Origin of the sequence: Paenibacillus sp. JJ-223 (assembly GCF_927798175.1) — a bacterium.
Classification (GTDB): domain Bacteria; phylum Bacillota; class Bacilli; order Paenibacillales; family Paenibacillaceae; genus Paenibacillus; species Paenibacillus hubeiensis.
In genome coordinates, this window is the sequence record NZ_CAKMMP010000004.1 from 96541 (window position 1) to 112619 (window position 16079).

General features: G+C 50.2%; 17 protein-coding genes. 5 read left to right on the forward strand and 12 right to left on the reverse strand.

Annotated elements, in window-relative coordinates; translation table 11 throughout:
• Positions 1-138 precede the first annotated feature (138 nt).
• The 3 genes from nagA to L6H98_RS08990 all read right to left on the reverse strand — a co-directional run bounded on the left by nagA (position 139) and on the right by L6H98_RS08990 (position 2967).
• The gene (nagA, locus tag L6H98_RS08980; RefSeq protein ID WP_236414854.1) at positions 139-1293 is read right to left on the reverse strand and encodes an N-acetylglucosamine-6-phosphate deacetylase; all 1155 of its coding nucleotides are present in this window, start codon (positions 1291-1293) and stop codon (positions 139-141) included.
• Between the two features lie 77 nt (positions 1294-1370).
• Complete coding sequence (gene nagB / locus L6H98_RS08985) at positions 1371-2099, reverse strand: glucosamine-6-phosphate deaminase (RefSeq protein ID WP_236414477.1); 729 nt, start codon at positions 2097-2099, stop codon at positions 1371-1373.
• Between the two features lie 4 nt (positions 2100-2103).
• The gene (locus L6H98_RS08990) at positions 2104-2967 is read right to left on the reverse strand and encodes a MurR/RpiR family transcriptional regulator (protein ID WP_236414479.1); all 864 of its coding nucleotides are present in this window, start codon (positions 2965-2967) and stop codon (positions 2104-2106) included.
• Positions 2968-3208: 241 nt separating this feature from the next.
• On the opposite strand from L6H98_RS08990, the gene L6H98_RS08995 reads away from it, so the two are divergent.
• Together L6H98_RS08995 and L6H98_RS09000 are read left to right on the forward strand one after the other, a co-directional pair.
• Positions 3209-3565, forward strand: a complete 357-nt coding sequence (locus tag L6H98_RS08995; RefSeq protein ID WP_236414482.1) for a hypothetical protein — start codon at positions 3209-3211, stop codon at positions 3563-3565.
• A gap of 236 nt (positions 3566-3801) precedes the next feature.
• Entirely contained in the window at positions 3802-4086 is a 285-nt protein-coding gene (locus L6H98_RS09000; RefSeq protein ID WP_236414483.1) for a hypothetical protein, read from the forward strand.
• 425 nt (positions 4087-4511) lie between these two features.
• Here the strand turns inward: L6H98_RS09000 and L6H98_RS31380 are convergent, their stop codons facing one another.
• The 3 genes from L6H98_RS31380 to L6H98_RS09010 form a co-directional block, all read right to left on the reverse strand.
• Positions 4512-4616, reverse strand: a complete 105-nt coding sequence (locus L6H98_RS31380) for a putative holin-like toxin (RefSeq protein ID WP_356722661.1) — start codon at positions 4614-4616, stop codon at positions 4512-4514.
• 293 nt (positions 4617-4909) lie between these two features.
• The gene (locus L6H98_RS09005) at positions 4910-5263 is read right to left on the reverse strand and encodes a DUF1878 family protein (RefSeq protein WP_236414485.1); all 354 of its coding nucleotides are present in this window, start codon (positions 5261-5263) and stop codon (positions 4910-4912) included.
• Between the two features lie 820 nt (positions 5264-6083).
• On the reverse strand, positions 6084-6542 hold the full coding sequence (locus tag L6H98_RS09010) for a VOC family protein (protein ID WP_236414487.1): 459 nt from the start codon (positions 6540-6542) through the stop codon (positions 6084-6086).
• 190 nt (positions 6543-6732) lie between these two features.
• Here L6H98_RS09010 and L6H98_RS09015 point away from each other — a divergent pair, with 190 nt between their 5' ends.
• Together L6H98_RS09015 and L6H98_RS09020 are read left to right on the forward strand one after the other, a co-directional pair.
• Positions 6733-7680, forward strand: a complete 948-nt coding sequence (locus tag L6H98_RS09015; RefSeq protein ID WP_236414489.1) for a YafY family protein — start codon at positions 6733-6735, stop codon at positions 7678-7680.
• 244 nt (positions 7681-7924) lie between these two features.
• A complete protein-coding gene (locus tag L6H98_RS09020) occupies positions 7925-8149 on the forward strand; it encodes a helix-turn-helix transcriptional regulator (protein ID WP_017692532.1) in 225 nt (74 codons plus the stop codon).
• A gap of 182 nt (positions 8150-8331) precedes the next feature.
• Here the strand turns inward: L6H98_RS09020 and L6H98_RS09025 are convergent, their stop codons facing one another.
• From L6H98_RS09025 to L6H98_RS09050, 6 genes are all read right to left on the reverse strand, one after another.
• Positions 8332-9294, reverse strand: a complete 963-nt coding sequence (locus L6H98_RS09025; protein ID WP_236414491.1) for a YhcN/YlaJ family sporulation lipoprotein — start codon at positions 9292-9294, stop codon at positions 8332-8334.
• Between the two features lie 144 nt (positions 9295-9438).
• Positions 9439-10467, reverse strand: a complete 1029-nt coding sequence (locus L6H98_RS09030; protein WP_236414493.1) for a DUF4340 domain-containing protein — start codon at positions 10465-10467, stop codon at positions 9439-9441.
• A complete protein-coding gene (locus tag L6H98_RS09035; RefSeq protein WP_236414494.1) occupies positions 10464-11858 on the reverse strand; it encodes a GldG family protein in 1395 nt (464 codons plus the stop codon). The genes L6H98_RS09030 and L6H98_RS09035 overlap by 4 nt, the downstream gene beginning before the upstream one ends.
• A 4-nt stretch (positions 11859-11862) precedes the next feature.
• Positions 11863-12579, reverse strand: coding sequence for an ABC transporter permease subunit (locus L6H98_RS09040; RefSeq protein ID WP_236414495.1), 717 nt, complete (start codon positions 12577-12579; stop codon positions 11863-11865).
• A complete protein-coding gene (locus L6H98_RS09045; RefSeq protein WP_236414496.1) occupies positions 12576-13706 on the reverse strand; it encodes an ABC transporter ATP-binding protein in 1131 nt (376 codons plus the stop codon). Before L6H98_RS09045 ends, L6H98_RS09040 begins: the two co-directional genes overlap by 4 nt.
• 379 nt (positions 13707-14085) lie before the next feature.
• Positions 14086-15570, reverse strand: coding sequence for a DHA2 family efflux MFS transporter permease subunit (locus L6H98_RS09050; RefSeq protein WP_236414497.1), 1485 nt, complete (start codon positions 15568-15570; stop codon positions 14086-14088).
• Between the two features lie 324 nt (positions 15571-15894).
• Between L6H98_RS09050 and L6H98_RS09055 the strand changes: the two genes are divergently transcribed.
• Positions 15895-16053 (forward strand): hypothetical protein, encoded by a 159-nt coding sequence (locus L6H98_RS09055; protein ID WP_236414498.1) that lies wholly within the window; start codon positions 15895-15897, stop codon positions 16051-16053.
• Positions 16054-16079 lie beyond the last annotated feature (26 nt).

Here is a 16079-nt window from a genome sequence, read left to right on the forward strand (position 1 = left end):
TTTGACCGTTGGTCTTATACCAACATCGTAATGAAATTCACTTTGGCACAAAAAAAGCGTTATGCGGCGGATGATCCTTTGCACAACGCTTGTTCCATATCGTTATTTTCGTAATCCTCGTTTTCGAAAGTCCCCTTTTTAATCGGGAAGGGCTACCGCCTTTTTTCCCTTCACCCAGACGCCCTCGATTTCCAATGCCTCATTCAGCAGCACGATATCTGCCTGTTTGCCCGGCGCGAATGAACCTGTGCGATAATCGATGCCCAGCAGCCGTGCGGGCGTCAGGCTTGCCGCGCGTGAAGCGGCATTCAGGTCAAGGCCGACCTCCTGCACGAGATAGCGGAATCCGCGCACCATGGTCAGGGTGCTGCCGGCCAAGGCCCCGCCTTCTTTCAGGCGGGCCACGCCCTCCTTGACGATGACCGGCAGATCGCCGATTTTGTATTCGCCGTCGTCCAGCCCGGCGGCGGACATCGCATCGGTGATCAGCACGAGCTGATCGGCAGCCTGCTTCAGCTGCGCCAGGACGGAAATCGCCGCCGGGTGCACATGGATGCCGTCGGCGATCACCTCGGCGCTGATGCGCGGATCGCTCAGCACGGCTCCGGCCGCCCCGGGATTGCGGTGATGCAGCGGCGTCATCGCGTTGAAGGTGTGCACCGCATGATGCAGGCCTGCCTGCACGGCGCGCTGCACGTCTTCATACGTGGCGTCCGTGTGCCCCAGAGCCGCCGTAATGTGCCGGCTGCGCAGCCACGAAATGACTTCCAGAGCGCCATCGCGTTCCGGCGCCAAAGTCACCTGGCGAATCAGTCCTGGATATTGCGCTTCCCAGTCCTTCAGCCAGGATACGTTGGGCAGCACGATATGGTCCGGATTTTGCGCGCCCGGCCATTTCGGGCTGAAAAACGGTCCCTCCAGGTGCACGCCTTCCAGCTGTGCGTACGGCATTTCGCCAGAACGATAGCTGTGCACTTCGCTCAGCACCTGATCCAGGCGTTCTTTCGGCGCGGTCATCGTGGTCGCCAGCATCGCCGTCGTGCCTTGTGTCGCATGGAACGACGTGATTTTGTCCAGCACCTTCGGACTGGCGTCCATGAAGTCTTCGCCATTGCCGCCGTGCACGTGAATGTCAATGAACCCGGGCACGATTACGCCCTGCTCCGGCACGGGCAGGGTGACCGCATCGCGGCGGATCGACGCCGGAAGCCCTTCGGGCCGTCCGGCATAAAGGATTGTGCTATCGGTCCAGGCGAGGAGGCCGTCCTCCGCCAGACCGTCTGGCAGCACCATTTTGCCGCGCAGAAGGTAAATGGGGCTGCCGCTCTCTTTTCCGTATGCTGTTCCTTGGGCTTGTGCTCGTGTGTCACTCATTTAACCAACCTCCCCGCTGCGCGATCCAGCAGCACCACCACGTTCGGATGGCATTGCAGCAAAGAAGCCGGGCACGCCGTCGTGATCGGTCCCATGAACGCCTCGTGGATGATGTCCGCCTTTTCCTCGCCGCGCGCGATCAGCAAAATCTGCTTCGCCTTCAAAATGCTGCCCACACCCATCGTAATGGCCTGCCTCGGTACCTCATCGATATGATCGAAGAAGCGGGCGTTGGCTTGGCGCGTTTCTTCTTTCAAATCCACGACATGGGTGCGGCCCGTCAATGCGCTGCCCGGTTCGTTGAAGCCGATGTGCCCGTTATGCCCGATGCCCAGCAACTGCAGATCGACTGGACCGCGCTCTTCGAGCATTTGCTCATACGTCTGGCATTCCTCGTCCAGATCGGCGGCACTGCCGTTCGGCACATGCGTCCGCTCTGCATCGATGTCGATATGATGGAATAACTGCTCGTTCATGAAATGACGGTAACTCTCCGGATGATTTTTCGGGAGCCCGACATATTCGTCCAAATTGAAGGAGGACGCCTGGGCGAAGCTCACCAGCCCTTTCTCGTACAGAACGATCAAATGTTTATAAATGCCGACCGGTGAGCTACCTGTAGCCAGTCCCAGCACGGCTCGCGGCTTCGTTTGCAGCAGGCTCGCGATCAGTCCGGCCCCGGTAGCGTTCAAATCTTCCTCATGTTCAAAAATACGAATGTTCATGTCGTCAGGCACCTCCGTTGTGATGAACTCGATAAGACTGCACGTTGTGATACGATTGCTCCAGCTTGGGAATGAAACGGTCGAAATCCGCGCTGACCATGCCGGTGAACAAAATGTCGATGACATGCAGCAGCGCGATGCGGGAAGCCATGTCTCCACGCCGCATGCCTTCTTCCAGCGATGAAGTGAACAGCGGAATGTCGGCCTCATTGGCCAGCTTGTTGCTCCCGTAGGACGTCAGCGAAATCGTCGCCGCACCCGCCTGCCGTGCACAATGCAGGGCATCGATCGTCTCCGGCGTTTCGCCCGAATACGATACGGCCATCGCCACATCACCCTCGGTCAGCGAAGACGCGGACGTAATCTGCATATGGGAATCCGAGAAGGCCGTGCAGCTTTTGCCGATACGGACCATCTTCTGATAAAAGTCCTGCGTCACGATCGACGAGGTGGCCACCCCGTATAAGTCGATACGCCGGGCGTTGCAAAGCAGCCGAATGGCCTGCTCCACCCTGCCCAGGTCAAGCAGCCTAGTGGTGTCCGAGATGGAAGCCAAATGGTTCGCCTCGATGGCGGCCACGATTTTGGACAACGGGTTGCCTGCCACGATATCCTGATACGCCGACTCCTGCGCAGGCTGGGACATTTCGGCGGCCAGCTTCATTTTGAAGTCGGGGAAACCTTTGAAGTGAAAGGATTTGCAGAACCGGGTAACGGTCGCCGGACTCGTTCCGCTTTCCTGAGCCAATTGATTAATCGTCCAGCCCGGAACGTCGGAGGGAGAGGCGAGAATAACCTCGGCTATACGCCGCTCTTGCGACGGCAAGCTGTCCAGTTCCTGTCGTAATGCATGCAATATGGCTGCCATATGAATTCCTTCTTTTGAAAATTATTTTTATTATATATTTCGTATGTCGGAAAATTATTTTCATTCGTTAATTTCATTGTAAACATTCACACGAGGCAAATCAAGAAGCTTACACTGCTTTAGAGATAAAAATTTAGAGATGTGGATTGATCCAAGTTAAGGCCAGCTTGATGGAAGAAGCTGCGTGTTTTATAGTGGAAAACAAAGAGACGGGTTCATTCCCGATATGGAGGAACTGCGCATGAACGGGCGACAACGCCAAAAGATCATTCCGTCCCTATGGATCATTGTGGAGGTACGATCCGGGGAACATCCTTTCTTTTCGCTGTACGCGGTGGATTGGAAACGTGGCGGCCGCTTGAGTTGGGAGGGCTGGGAGCGTCTGGAGAAACTGCTTCAGTTCCATGTGCCGATTCGGCGCAAAGTTGGAAGCACACGAACGCCGACGGAGCCTTGCGCCAAAATAGCCAAAAAAGCGCGGCATCTTCGGTTAATCGAAGCAAGCCACGCAGAATTGGAGCGGTTGTTTTATCGGAAGTTTTCACGCAAAGCTTGGAAAGCATTTGTGAGAAAACATCAGGCAGATGGATGGCTATGATCGGTGATCTGAGTTTCTGCATCACGTTCGAGATACGATTACGCACCCTTGTGAACGATAAAGAATGACAACAGTTAAAGGAAAATCGATTAAAGCTTCTTTGAAAAAAATCAAACGAACGGCGGTGATTATCATGATTTCCAATCGTAATATAATCCCAATCACGCTCAGCCTGTAGATGCTTGTCCCCTTGGAGCCTCTGCAGGCTGGGTCTTTCCCAAGGGAGCGTGATGATAATGAAACAGTACAAAACAAATCGAAATCAAGCTTACTTTCGGCACCAAAGACAACGTGTGATCCAGCGTAAGATGAGGATTGCTCAATCACGAGGCTGGGCCTATAAGTTTGAGGGCATCTTTGCCAAAGGCAAAGTCCACTGCTCATGCTGGTGGTGCACCCGCAAAACATATCGGCTTGGTTATTCCAAGTCAGATCTGGCGAAGATTTGCCGCTGTGAGGAACAGGTACTTGCATGGGCTAATTACACGGAAAAAGAAAAGGACATTATCCTTCAACCATGAGCTTTAAGGGTTGGTTAATTTCCATTATAAACAATGAAGGATATGATCTTATTCTTGTTTTCGCACCTTCCCCTGAAACTCTGGGGGATTTGTCGCTTGAGTATTTTGGGTGTTAACGTTTGCTGTAATTCAACCAAACATATTCAAAAGGAGGTGTTAATTTGAATAAAAAGATAACCTGGGGCCTACTAGTCCTGGTTATTGCCATTGCAGCCTTTATTATTGCCCGCACACAAAGCGAGACATTCCAGACGGTCTATAATATCTCGGCGATCGTGGTTATTATTCTGATTTCCCTTCTATTCTTCAGAAAAAAAACGTAGAGGAACTTGCGTGAACCCCCTCCACCTACGTTAACGCTTGGAGGCGGGGGCTTCTAAGTTAAATGAAAAAGGAACGCCTTTATTGTGATGGCTTTGTGTGGGTTATGTTTTTCGGGGTGCCTCAATGTGAACGATCACGTACGAAAGTATCAGGATCACCAATGTTGCGAATTGAACCATCAACATTAACGTATTTTTAACTTCCATGGCATCACCTCCCTTCCGGGAGATTAGCCGACAGTCCTTGTAGCCTATTGAGTTGTACAAACCAGATTATACCCAATAGTGCCCGGCTATAAAGACCAGGGCACCTTTTTATATACTCGGCTGAACCCAAGTATTTAACTGGCATACTCACTCCTAAAGAAGAACATTCATTTGTATTATATGCGAATGAATGTTCGTTACTAAACTAGAAAAAAGCCCACAAGCATCTGAATGCAAGATGGGGGCAGAGTACAACTCCAATATGTTTAAGTATAATAAAATAACACTTTACGTTATAAGTAATGCTTTAAAGATAAGTAAGGTGTCATTCTCACAGCGTTCCTTAGTAGTTCGAGTACACCTTTCTCATGTGCTATCCTTGGATTTGGAGATAAAACAGGAACTAATTTTTCAACCAACTCCTCGAAAGAAGGAATTTTTACGGAAGGATCTTCTTTCGCAGCAAGATGTGCTCGAACACACGATTTTAATACCTCTTTTATAGAATTATACTGATCAACATTTAGTTGGTTTGCGATTACCCAGTCCCACAAACGATATTCTTCGGGATCGACCGCAATTTGTCGCAGCAGCGTAACGTATAGTTCCAATCTTTCCACTTTCTCTTCTAGTGATTCGTTTGGCATAATATCAAACTACCCCTTTTTTATAGACACAAAGAATTAAGGTTTGCTGGATCATTGGTTCTACCGTATTCTCTTGGTTTAATATAGTGGATATCAAATACAACCAATCAAAGTTATTCAATCTATAAGTTTGCTCGTACCAATTCTATACGTGTTTTTTCGCTTGTTCCCCATTTAACTCTTTTAGATTGAGAGGTTACTGCCCAAGGCAAGCTAGCCGGGTCAGTCAGTTTATCCCCAGAAATTCCATCGTAATGAATCACCTAACCAAGGTCTTGTTGTTCTGCTTAAAAACAAAGTGCCTGATACCGAATTGTGAAGCACAAACTCTCTATAGTATCCAATACTAACATTCAATTTAACAGAATAATACCTAGTACCTGGCAAAGGGCTTTTTCGAGGCTGTCGACCCTTCACCGGTAATAGAATTGTGTCTGGTGTTGTAGAAACTACCTGAGGTGGCCCAGCTTCAAAATGATTATAAAAATAGAAATTTGATAAATAAAATAATACACAGAATACCAAGTATCAAGAAAATAATTGCAAAATTCCAAGATTTCTTCCACATCCGAATCGCTTGGGCAAAATTAAGGATTCCTAATGCAAGCACGTTTATACTTGAATCTGTTTTAAAAAGGTTGATTACAAGCATAACCATTACCACTATCGAGATACACCAGAACCAAATTGGAATCTTCTCTTTAATCATGGTCCGCTCCTTTAGATTGAAGGATATCCTATCTGTTATGAGATATTCTTCAATCTAACTGAAATCCCTTTTTTTGATGTATAACTTGAGTGAATACAAGAACCTTGTGTATCAACCTTTTTGTACCCTTGCCAATCTCTTATCATACATCAACTGCATATACACCCCGAACGGATCGCGCACAATGCCGTATGCCTCGCTAAACACGATCGGACCAAGCGGCGTAATCACTTCAGTTCTCGGGTCCCCGACCAACGAGTGGTATATCTGTTCGATCTCCTGCTTGTCCGCCGATTGGATGCAAAGCGACGTGTTATTGCCCACGATGTAGTCCAGTTTCGGCACCATCGATTCTTCCGCCAGCATGATTTTGTGCACCCCGACTTCCAGGATGGAATGAGATATCCATTGCTCCCGTCCCGGTTCAATCACCATCGCCGGGTCCATTTTCTTCATATCTTCGTACGTGACCTTAAATACAACGTTGGCCTGCAAATGCTCGGTATAAAACGCAATGGCTTCCGCCCCTCTTCCATTCATCGACAAAAACGTAACCACTTCATAACTCATTCCATTCGCCTCCTGATTATTTTGCTGTGTTCTATTGAACAATGTATACTATACAATCCAAAGGTTTCAGAAATGGATACCATTGGCGGGCATCATAGAAATAACTTCAACCAATGCACGTTCCCGGCAAAAATCAAGCGCGACGCAGCCTTCACAATAAACCAACCGCTGCACTGGAGGACCCTTTACAATGATGAAAAAATACGAATCCCTCTATAAAATGATGAACTACGTATACAAAAAGGACCGCTTCACGCTTCAAGAGCTGCGGCAAGAGTTCGGCATTTCCAAAAGCACCGCGCTTCGTTACATCAAAGCGTTGGAAGACATCGGCGTGCCTTTATATTCCGAGATGGGCCGATATGGCGGCTATCGCATACTCGATACGTACAAAGTGCCTCCCGTGACCTTTACGCCTCAGGAAACCTATGCGCTGTTTTTTGCGTTAAAGGGAATTGAACTCTTGGGCCCCCTGCCCTTTCGCGCCGAATACGGCACGATCCGCTCCAAATTTCTGGAGACTGTATCGCCGAAAATCCAAAACACGTTAGCGCTGATTCAAACCCGCGTTTCCTTTGGAACGGTCAAAATGACAGACAACGCTCCCTTGCTGGAAGACCTTCTTCAGGCGGTCATGGAGCCAGCCATTATTCGTATCGTTTACCAATCCCCGAACAAGCAAACGGAACGACGTGTTCAGCCGATCGGCATTTATGCCAATCACGGCCATTGGTACTGTCCGTCCTATGATCTGGATCAAGGGGAGTACAGAGTTTTTCGCTGCGACAGGATTGTAAACGTCACTGTACTGGACGACGAACAGCCCTTGGATTTGATCAAAGAAATGGATTTGGACAATCGCTTTCAACTGGTTAACCAAAGCAAACAAGCCATTGAGTATGCGATTGAAATTACCGCTGAGGGTCTAGCCATTTTCGAACGGCACCACTACCCCAACATGTCCCTTTCCGAAAAAGACGGACACTTTTGCATTACCGGTTGGATTGAACCGGCGGAGAGGCATTTCCTGCTGCAGTACTGTCACCGGTTCGGAACGACTTTGCTGGATATACAGCCTCCAACCTTAAAACAGGACTTCGTCAAACAACTGCGAGAATTAGCCTGCCGGCTACATTGAGCGGCATAATAGCAACGCTGTTTTCAAGCCCGAAACAGGCATGAGCACCCGTATGTAATCTGTTGATCCGCCTTCGTTTTACCCTAAATCATGACGTCAATCTTATTAAGAATCTTAGGCGCATATTATGCTGCCCATTTTTAAGTTAAAACTGAACCATCGCGCTTGACCTTACATAATATGAGTTGACTGTATCCCCTTAACCTTGTTACACCAACCAAACCCGAGCAAGGAGGGGTGAACATTGAAGGGTATCGATCATAAAAGCAAATTTCTGTTGACCCACCGTGAACGCGAAGTTTTCGAATTGTTGGTTCAGGACAAAACAACTCGCGACATTGCAGGGCAGTTATTCATCAGCGAAAAAACGGTGCGTAACCATATTTCGAATGTGATGCAGAAACTCAATGTTAAGGGTCGTTCGCAAGCCGTCGTTGAGCTGATCAAGCTTGGAGAACTAAAGATCTGACGCGAGCGTACACAGTTGTTAAAAAAGCATGAAAGTCTTTTCCTATTCTTCAACTACGAAAAGAATGGGGAGAGGCTTTTTTGCTGCTTGGACCTTTTCCATTGCTGCCGCTACAATAAAATATGCCTTTGCGTCCGATGTATTCATCTGCGCAAAGGCATATTTTCCATACTTGCTGCTTCTTACCGAAGATTGTTCATGCGACCGTTGGAACGTTCTGTTACGCCATGATCAAGTACGCCATCACGATGATGATTCATCGCATTCGTCGGGAAGATACGTTCTACCATGCTTGAGAAGGTATCCAGCATGCCGCTGACAGGTTTGCCGTTGCGAAGATCCGTCGAATATTTCTCGGCATGTTCCACGAATTCCGGGTTAGACGACACATAGACATTCTCTACGTTAGGCGCAAACTGCTTGACTCTGGCTGCGATTTTGCCCTTGATTTCGGCAGGCGTATTGTCGTCCGAGCTGTTTACCCGGTTTTCGCGCTTTACGCCATAATCCCCCGTATTTTCGTTGATGGGAATTCTGTCGCTCCCGGTCAATCCGCGCATCATGCCGTACGAACCGGTGCCCATCGTACCGTAAAGTCCGCGATCATTGCTCAGATGGCTGCGATCCGTTGCGGTTCCCGTGTTTAATCCTGGGGTAACCCGGTCAACGCTGTATGGGGACCTCGCTCCCGCACCGTCATTTACGCGAAGTCCTCGCATGTCAGGGGACAAGGTACGGCTGCGCATCGTATCATCCGCGTAGCCGGAATAACTGCGAGCACGGTATGAATTCGTGTTCAACTTGCCCGCGTGACCATCGGTAAGTCGAACAGCAACATATGCATTGCGATCGGTCAACAAAACATTCGCCGATTTCACTTCTTTCATGTCGGCAATGTGTTTGGCCAGCTCGTCGCTCGTCTTCAGGCTGGTCACGTTATGGGCGCGGTAGTTCCGAGCACGGATCCCATCCAGGCCGTTGGTTTCGACGCCATAACGATTGATCCCTCTTGCTTCGTGACGCACGCTTTTCGTTTGCACATTGCCGGCATCCCGGCTGGTGCCGCAACCCGTTAACCCTGCCATAACAAAAATTGCGGTAGACAAAGATAAAGTAATGGCTTTTGCTTTTTTGGCTGCTGGCATTAGCTCATCCTCCAATATGGGTATTTTGGTCACGAAAATAGGATGCGCCCTAGGCCTTTGCGATATGCTGAAAGGATATGGAACAGCAGGCTGAAAAATATAAAAGCGGCGCATGCACCGGAGTGCAGCACCGCTTTCTGAATTTTAGTTATTTGAAGTAGAAGTGGAATCCGATTTTTGACTGTCCGCTGACGAATCATTTGCCTGTTTCAGCGTTTCAGGGAAGTTTTCCGCTTCTTTAAGTGCATCTGCTTGCAAAGCATACGCCCACTTGCCATCCGTTGTGATCACCCAGATCGTATCGGGCTGCGATTTCTCAACAAGGCCGCGATACACATCTGTAACCGTCGTTCCATTGACCGTTTGTTCAATCGACAAGGTGAAACGCGGCACGGTATTTTTCAGTTCCGATGCCTTGCGCACGTCGTCTGCGGTCGCCAAATTTTTGATTTTGCCCAGCAAAGACACGGCATCATCAGCCTTGGCTTCCTTACCGTTCAAAGTCCACGTTCGGTCCGCTGCCCCTGCTTCCGAATTCGTCTTCAACAGCCATGTCGCTGCCTCGCCTTCCCAATCGGCAGACTGTACATTGGCTTCATCCAGGTTAAACGGCGTTGTATCCAACAATTCCCGGCGGGTAAGATCGATGCCGGTCACCGTATCGGTTTGGACGGCAACGACAGGACCGTCATTAACGCGTACATAACGCGCATTATCCGCCGGAAGCTGGCCACCGATGGTCACCGTCAATTGCTTACCGTCTTTCAAACCGATGCCGATCCGGCTTGCACTTTGTCCAAGTCCGTATTTCTCCAGGTCCTGCGGTTGTTCCTCTACGACCATCTCCTGTTCGGCAGCGCTAAGCGAATCCAGCCAGCTGCTTACCGCGTAGCCGTTCAGGGGATAAGATTCGGGTTCCGTCATGGTCCATACCCCTTCTTTAAGCTCAAGCTTGGAGGCTGGGGATGAACTGCTGCCAGACTCGGAGGAAGCATCCGCCGCCGTTTCCGTGTTTTCACGTTCAATGGACAGCGACTGAATGTCGCCTGCTGCAATGTCCAGCAGCTTTGCTTTCTGTGCTTCTTCTTCCCGAAAGTAATTCTGGTTCGCGGCATAGATCCAGCCAACGATCAGCACCAAAACGACCAATATCGTAGGCATCCATTTCTTCATACGCGTCTGCGCCTCCACCACAACAGCACACCGATCAATACAAAGAACAGCGGGAATCCGACAATAGCGGCAAAGAAAATGATTCTGGCCTGCTCGCCGCTAAGGTAAGCGACTTCGTAACCCGGATTCACCCGGGCCCGGATCGTTACGCCATCCTGCTTTTCGCTCAGATAGTTGGCAATGTTTAAAATAAAATCACGGTTGCCGCCGTTGGCGATCTGCGAATCCTGCATAAAGATGGATGAACCCAGAATGACTGCCTTGGGTTTGCCGTCCGTTGTATCTGCTGCATACCCGATTTCGACCGGCCCTTGCACGTCCTGATCCTTGTCATTGGTCGTTTCGTTTTGCAGCAGGCCATCGATGTTCGTTTCGCCATAACTTTCCACGCTGGAACGCAGCAGCGGCGACAACGTATATTTGTCCTGCTCCTTGCTTGTCAATGCGATGGACAACGACAGCATAGGGTACAGCTTGCTTTCCGAAAGTTTGTCCGTAATGGCATGACTTCCATACTCCGGCACAACCCACAGCGGACCCATGGTGCTCGCTTGTTGATGATCCACCATCACTGCATGTTTATCCACGACGCCATAATCGGCCATTAACGCATCGATGTTCTTCCATGAGGACTTCATATCTTCGCTGAATCCGAGCGATAGCAGCAGTTTGCCGCCATTCTCCAGATATGCCCGAATTTCCTTAAGCTCAGTATCGCTAATGTCTCGCTGCGGTCCAATGATCGCCAGCACATCCGCGTCATCGGGAACTTTTCCGGCCTGATTCAGCTGCAGTTCCTCCGTGGTCACATTGCTCTGCTCGAGCGAGGAACGCAATGTGGAAAGCTGATCCAGTCCAAGCTCTTCATGACCGGAAAGGAAGACCATCTTGTGTTTCTCCGTAGACGTCAGGTTAATTAGCGCTTGGGTAAATTTCTCTTCACCCGTAAACTGGTATGAACCATCCGCGCCGTCTCCGGTTGCCGTAAACAGGCTTCCAATATCGATAACCTTGTATTGATCGCCCCGCTCAAGCACGATGGAGCTGCCGGTGATGCCGTATTTCGAAGCCAGGGCTGGCTCTTGCGAGAGATTGTACTGTTTCACCTTCAGCTTGCTGTTTCGTTTCGCATATTCCTGTACCATGTCGGTGACTTCCCGGTTCAATACCGTATTGTTGGCATTTTCCACGATGAGCACCAATACGTTGACGTCTTCTTTTACGTTTTGGATCGCGCTAAGGGACTGATCGGATAAGGTATATTGTTTGTTTGAAGTCAGATCCAGCTGAAAGCCGCTGAGCGAATTCAAGAACAGGGTTACCAAAACGAATATGCCGATTACAGCGACAGACAGCACGGTGCTGTTGGTGTGACTCAACCATTTTTTCATGTTCTCACCTCCACCGCTTCCGTTCGACGATTTGAATGCTTAACAGCAGAAATACCCCTGTGAGCGTAACGTAATAGAGAACGTCCGACCCGTTCAACACGCCTTTGGTAAAGCTCTCGAAGCGGCTGGTCAATGCAAACGGCGCTAGCCATTCCTGCAATGCCGAACCCGTGTTGCCCCCGAATGAATCAAGCATCCACAGAACGAGCAAAATAATGAAGCCGGCTACTGCAGACACCATCTGATGCTGGGACAAGGTCGAGGCAAACAGACCGATGGCCATCATGCTTCCCCCCATGAAAAATAATCCCAATGCAGACAGCCACACCGTCGTCAGGTTCAGCGTGCCGAAAAAGGACATGATGAATGGGTAAACCAGACTGCATAGGATCAGTACGAGCAAAATCGCGAGCGAGGCCAAATATTTCCCGAAAATAATCTCGGTTACCCGCACCGGCGAGGTAAGCAGCAGTTCGTCCGTTCCCTGCCTGAACTCCTCGGCGACAAGCCGCATGGTTAACAGAGGCACCACGAACAGCAGCATCGATAACGTATCGCCAAGAACCAGGCGGTAGTCCACAATGCTCGGCTGGTAATACACAAAGCTGGAATAGAACAAAAGACTCGTTAACAAAACATAAATGGCAAAAGCAAAATACGATGTGGGCGACAAAAAGTACGCCTGCAGCTCTTTATTGCATACCGCCATCATTCTTCTCATCGGGAACCCTCCCCTGTACCGCCGTCGGATTTGGCACCCGGTGGTTGCTCGGTCTCATCGACCGCTGCCGAGGGGTCATCCTTGATATCAGGCCCAGGCCGTTCGGGGTTTTCATCATTTGCGTATGTAAACGCATTCGCTTCCGTTGTTTCAGACCCCTCCCCACCGCTTTCGGTTGTCGTTAGTTTAAGGAAGACCTGTTCCAGACTGAGATTTTCCTTCTTCATTTCCAGGATGGGCAGGCCCGCACCGGATAAAAGGTAGAACAGTTCTTCCCGGAAATCTTCCGGAGATTGCCCGGTCAGCAGCATTTTTACGGTTTCTCCTTCCGCATGGCCATGGCCGGCTGCCGCTCCGGGCTCCCGCACCGTTTCATGCTGTACCTTTTCCCAAGGCTGAAGCACGTTCTTCAGCTCTTCCTCGGTCGCCTTGACCTCAATGGACACCTTGAACCGGTCCTCCATCGATGAACTGAACTGCTGCGGCGATCCATCCATGACGAGTTGGCCCTGATTGATAATCAGCATCCGATTGCAGAGCGTGCTAACCTCAGGCAAAATGTGCGTGCTGAGAAGCACCGTGTGATTCTCGCCCAATTCCCGGATCAGGTCACGGATTTCGATAATTTGGTTCGGATCCAGCCCTGAGGTTGGCTCATCCAGAACGAGCAGGTCCGGTTTGTGAATGATGGCCCCGGCCAAGCCAAGACGCTGCTTGTACCCTTTGGAGAGTCCTCGTACCAATTGTTTTTCCCGATCCTGCAAACCGAGGCGGCTGACCATTTCGCTAACTCTCAGCTTGACCTCTCGTGCCGGCACATCCCTCAGCTTGGCAACAAATTTGAGATAGGTCTGAACCGTCATGTCTGGATACAGGGGCGGCGTTTCCGGCAAATAGCCGATTTTGGAACGAATGCTTCGTCCGTGATCGTGCACGGATATGCCATCGACCATGATGGAGCCTTCCGTGGGATGCAGATACCCGGTGATCATGCGCATCGTTGTCGTTTTTCCGGCACCGTTCGGGCCAAGAAAACCAACAATCTCTCCGCGCTCCATGGTGAAATTCAGTTGATGCACGCCACGGCGTCCATCATAAACTTTGCTGACCTGCTTCACTTCGAGCACATGCTTCATCCTTTCCCGTTAACCGTTAAAATACCCGTGCGCCATCGATTGCTGCAGACGGTGTGCACGGGAAGTCTCCTGTATCTTACGAATTGTATCCTAAACCCAGCTTAGTGCTACTTAAAAGATTGCTTAAAAAAATGTGTCTAAAACGTGAACAAACATCATTTGCTCACTGATGAACAACCAAAAGCTGCCGGAACGGGTTTGCAAGAATCGCATAAAACCGCATGTCCAAAGCCTTCTCGTCAGACCGTTACGCCATATCCTTTCGAGAAATGATGGCGCGCTAAGCATCTTCTCCAGATTCGTTTGCACGTCCCCGCAAAAAAAGGCAGTCCGGAGAAAATACTCCGAACTGCCTTGCTCCGACGATGCCTCAATGGCCCATCATCATGGCTGGATCCACTTGCTCTTCTGTCTGTGTCTCTTCCTTGCGATCCTGTTTTGGCTTACGCAAAATCAGGCTCAGTAGACATCCAAACAGCGCGATGCATGCTGCCAGCAGAAACGTATCGTTGAAGCCGGCAATGATTCCCGACATCATGTCCGAGGGTGCGCTGCCGGTCGTATGAATCTCGGTGCGCGACGTCAGGAACCCCGTTAACCCTGCTACCGCAAACGAAACTACGACTTGCTGGGCTGCCGCCGTAAGCGGAGTCACCCTAGCCACCAAATGACGCGGAGCAGCATTCAGTACATGCGTGTTAAGCGGCATCATCGAGAAGCCCATGCCCAGGCCCATCATAGCCAACGCAACAATAATCAAGGCAAGGCCTGTATCTGCCGTAATCGTCGACAGAATGAAAAGCGCTACCGATATAATTCCGAGACCTGCAAAAGCGAGCGGCCTTGCCCCAACCTTGTCGAACAGTCTTCCGCCAAGCGGCATTCCCACGCCGGAAGCCAAAGCTTGCGGCAAGAGGATAAGCCCGGTTTCAAGTGCTGTATACCCTTTGATCTGCTGCAAGTACAACGGAATCAGAAGCATGGACCCGAACAGCGCAACTTGCGCAACCCAAGCCAGAATAATACCGCGCGTGAAGTCCGAGGATCCGAATACCCTGAGCTCCAATAGCGGATTTTGGCGACGAAGCTCCACGATCACGAACAAGATCAAGGCAACGCCGCCAACGATGATGCCCGTTAAGCTGGAAGCGGACGTCCAGTCGGTTCCTCCTTCGCTGACACCGTAAGCCAGCATGGAGAACGCGATCGGCGCGAGAATCATGCCGAGCAGGTCTAGACCCGGCGCGCGTCCGCGATCCGTGTCCGGCAAAAATCGAATGCACAGCAGGAAAGCGGCAATGCCGATAGGCAGGTTGATCAGGAAAATCCAGTGCCAGCTCCAGGATTGAATGAACCAACCCGACAATACCGGCCCAAGCGCAGGCGCAAGCAGCATCGGAATGCCGAGCATGCCCATGATGGAACCTCTTTTATCGGGCGGGGCCAGACGAAATACCATCGCCATACCGATCGGCGCAACCATGCCTCCGCCGAGGCCCTGAATCACGCGGAAAACGATCAGTTGTTCGGGCGACTGCGCAATGGAACACAACACCGAGCCCAAGGTAAACATGGCAATCGTGAATAAAAACACCCGCTTGGCTCCGAAACGGTCCGTTAACCACCCCGCCAGCGGAATAACGGCAGACAGGGCCAGCGTATACCCCGTGACGGTCCATTGGATCGTTTTGAGATCCGTTTTGAAGTATTCGACCAGGTTCGGAATGGCAACGTTAACGACCGTGCTATCCAGAATGACCATAATCATGCCGACAATGATGGAGAGAAGCGGCAGGAGGATCGATTTGATCGAAAATGCCTCCGGGTGCTGCCGTGCTTGATTTTGCTGTTCCAATAGTTCACACTCTTTCCGGCCTGCGGGTAAATCCCCCGTTCATTGGCCTATAATTTTAAAACATTTGTTTTAAACCTTCGTTTTAGCACTGGTTTAATTCTAATGAAAATACCTTTGCTGTCAAGGTATTTTTATGTAAAAATTTCAGCACTATTATCGCCGGAGAAATTGCAATTATTTTCCATATTACGGCCCAAGGAATCGGAAAAATGCGTTATAATTCATTTTGAGACCACACGTCTTTCAAGAGCCTGCTTTCTTGTCACGAACCGCGTGAAGTATTTTGCAACAAACGATTGATTGGATGGAAGGTGGAGGATCGATATGGAGGAGATTCAAGCACACCTGCGAACGCGGCTGGCATCGCCGGAGGAAGCGGAGACGGTATTATCCCTTTGGTTGGGCTCTGCCAGGTGGCTGAATGCCAAAGGCATAAATCACGTAGACGAAGAAACCAGCGAGATTTTTGCCGTGTGGGAATAAGCTCAGGAACCGTCGCAATGCGAGAA

What these genes read in the sequence shown, in the direction of transcription:
- nagA (WP_236414854.1), bottom strand. Translation starts at nt 1,293, where the DNA reads ATGGTGCTGCCAGACGGTCTGGCGGAGGACGGCCTCCTCGCCTGGACC.
- nagB (WP_236414477.1), bottom strand. Translation starts at nt 2,099, where the DNA reads ATGAACATTCGTATTTTTGAACATGAGGAAGATTTGAACGCTACCGGG.
- L6H98_RS08990 (WP_236414479.1), bottom strand. Translation starts at nt 2,967, where the DNA reads ATGGCAGCCATATTGCATGCATTACGACAGGAACTGGACAGCTTGCCG.
- L6H98_RS08995 (WP_236414482.1), top strand. Translation starts at nt 3,209, where the DNA reads ATGAACGGGCGACAACGCCAAAAGATCATTCCGTCCCTATGGATCATT.
- L6H98_RS09000 (WP_236414483.1), top strand. Translation starts at nt 3,802, where the DNA reads ATGAAACAGTACAAAACAAATCGAAATCAAGCTTACTTTCGGCACCAA.
- L6H98_RS31380 (WP_356722661.1), bottom strand. Translation starts at nt 4,616, where the DNA reads ATGGAAGTTAAAAATACGTTAATGTTGATGGTTCAATTCGCAACATTG.
- L6H98_RS09005 (WP_236414485.1), bottom strand. Translation starts at nt 5,263, where the DNA reads ATGCCAAACGAATCACTAGAAGAGAAAGTGGAAAGATTGGAACTATAC.
- L6H98_RS09010 (WP_236414487.1), bottom strand. Translation starts at nt 6,542, where the DNA reads ATGAGTTATGAAGTGGTTACGTTTTTGTCGATGAATGGAAGAGGGGCG.
- L6H98_RS09015 (WP_236414489.1), top strand. Translation starts at nt 6,733, where the DNA reads ATGATGAAAAAATACGAATCCCTCTATAAAATGATGAACTACGTATAC.
- L6H98_RS09025 (WP_236414491.1), bottom strand. Translation starts at nt 9,294, where the DNA reads ATGCCAGCAGCCAAAAAAGCAAAAGCCATTACTTTATCTTTGTCTACC.
- L6H98_RS09030 (WP_236414493.1), bottom strand. Translation starts at nt 10,467, where the DNA reads ATGAAGAAATGGATGCCTACGATATTGGTCGTTTTGGTGCTGATCGTT.
- L6H98_RS09035 (WP_236414494.1), bottom strand. Translation starts at nt 11,858, where the DNA reads ATGAAAAAATGGTTGAGTCACACCAACAGCACCGTGCTGTCTGTCGCT.
- L6H98_RS09040 (WP_236414495.1), bottom strand. Translation starts at nt 12,579, where the DNA reads ATGAGAAGAATGATGGCGGTATGCAATAAAGAGCTGCAGGCGTACTTT.
- L6H98_RS09055 (WP_236414498.1), top strand. Translation starts at nt 15,895, where the DNA reads ATGGAGGAGATTCAAGCACACCTGCGAACGCGGCTGGCATCGCCGGAG.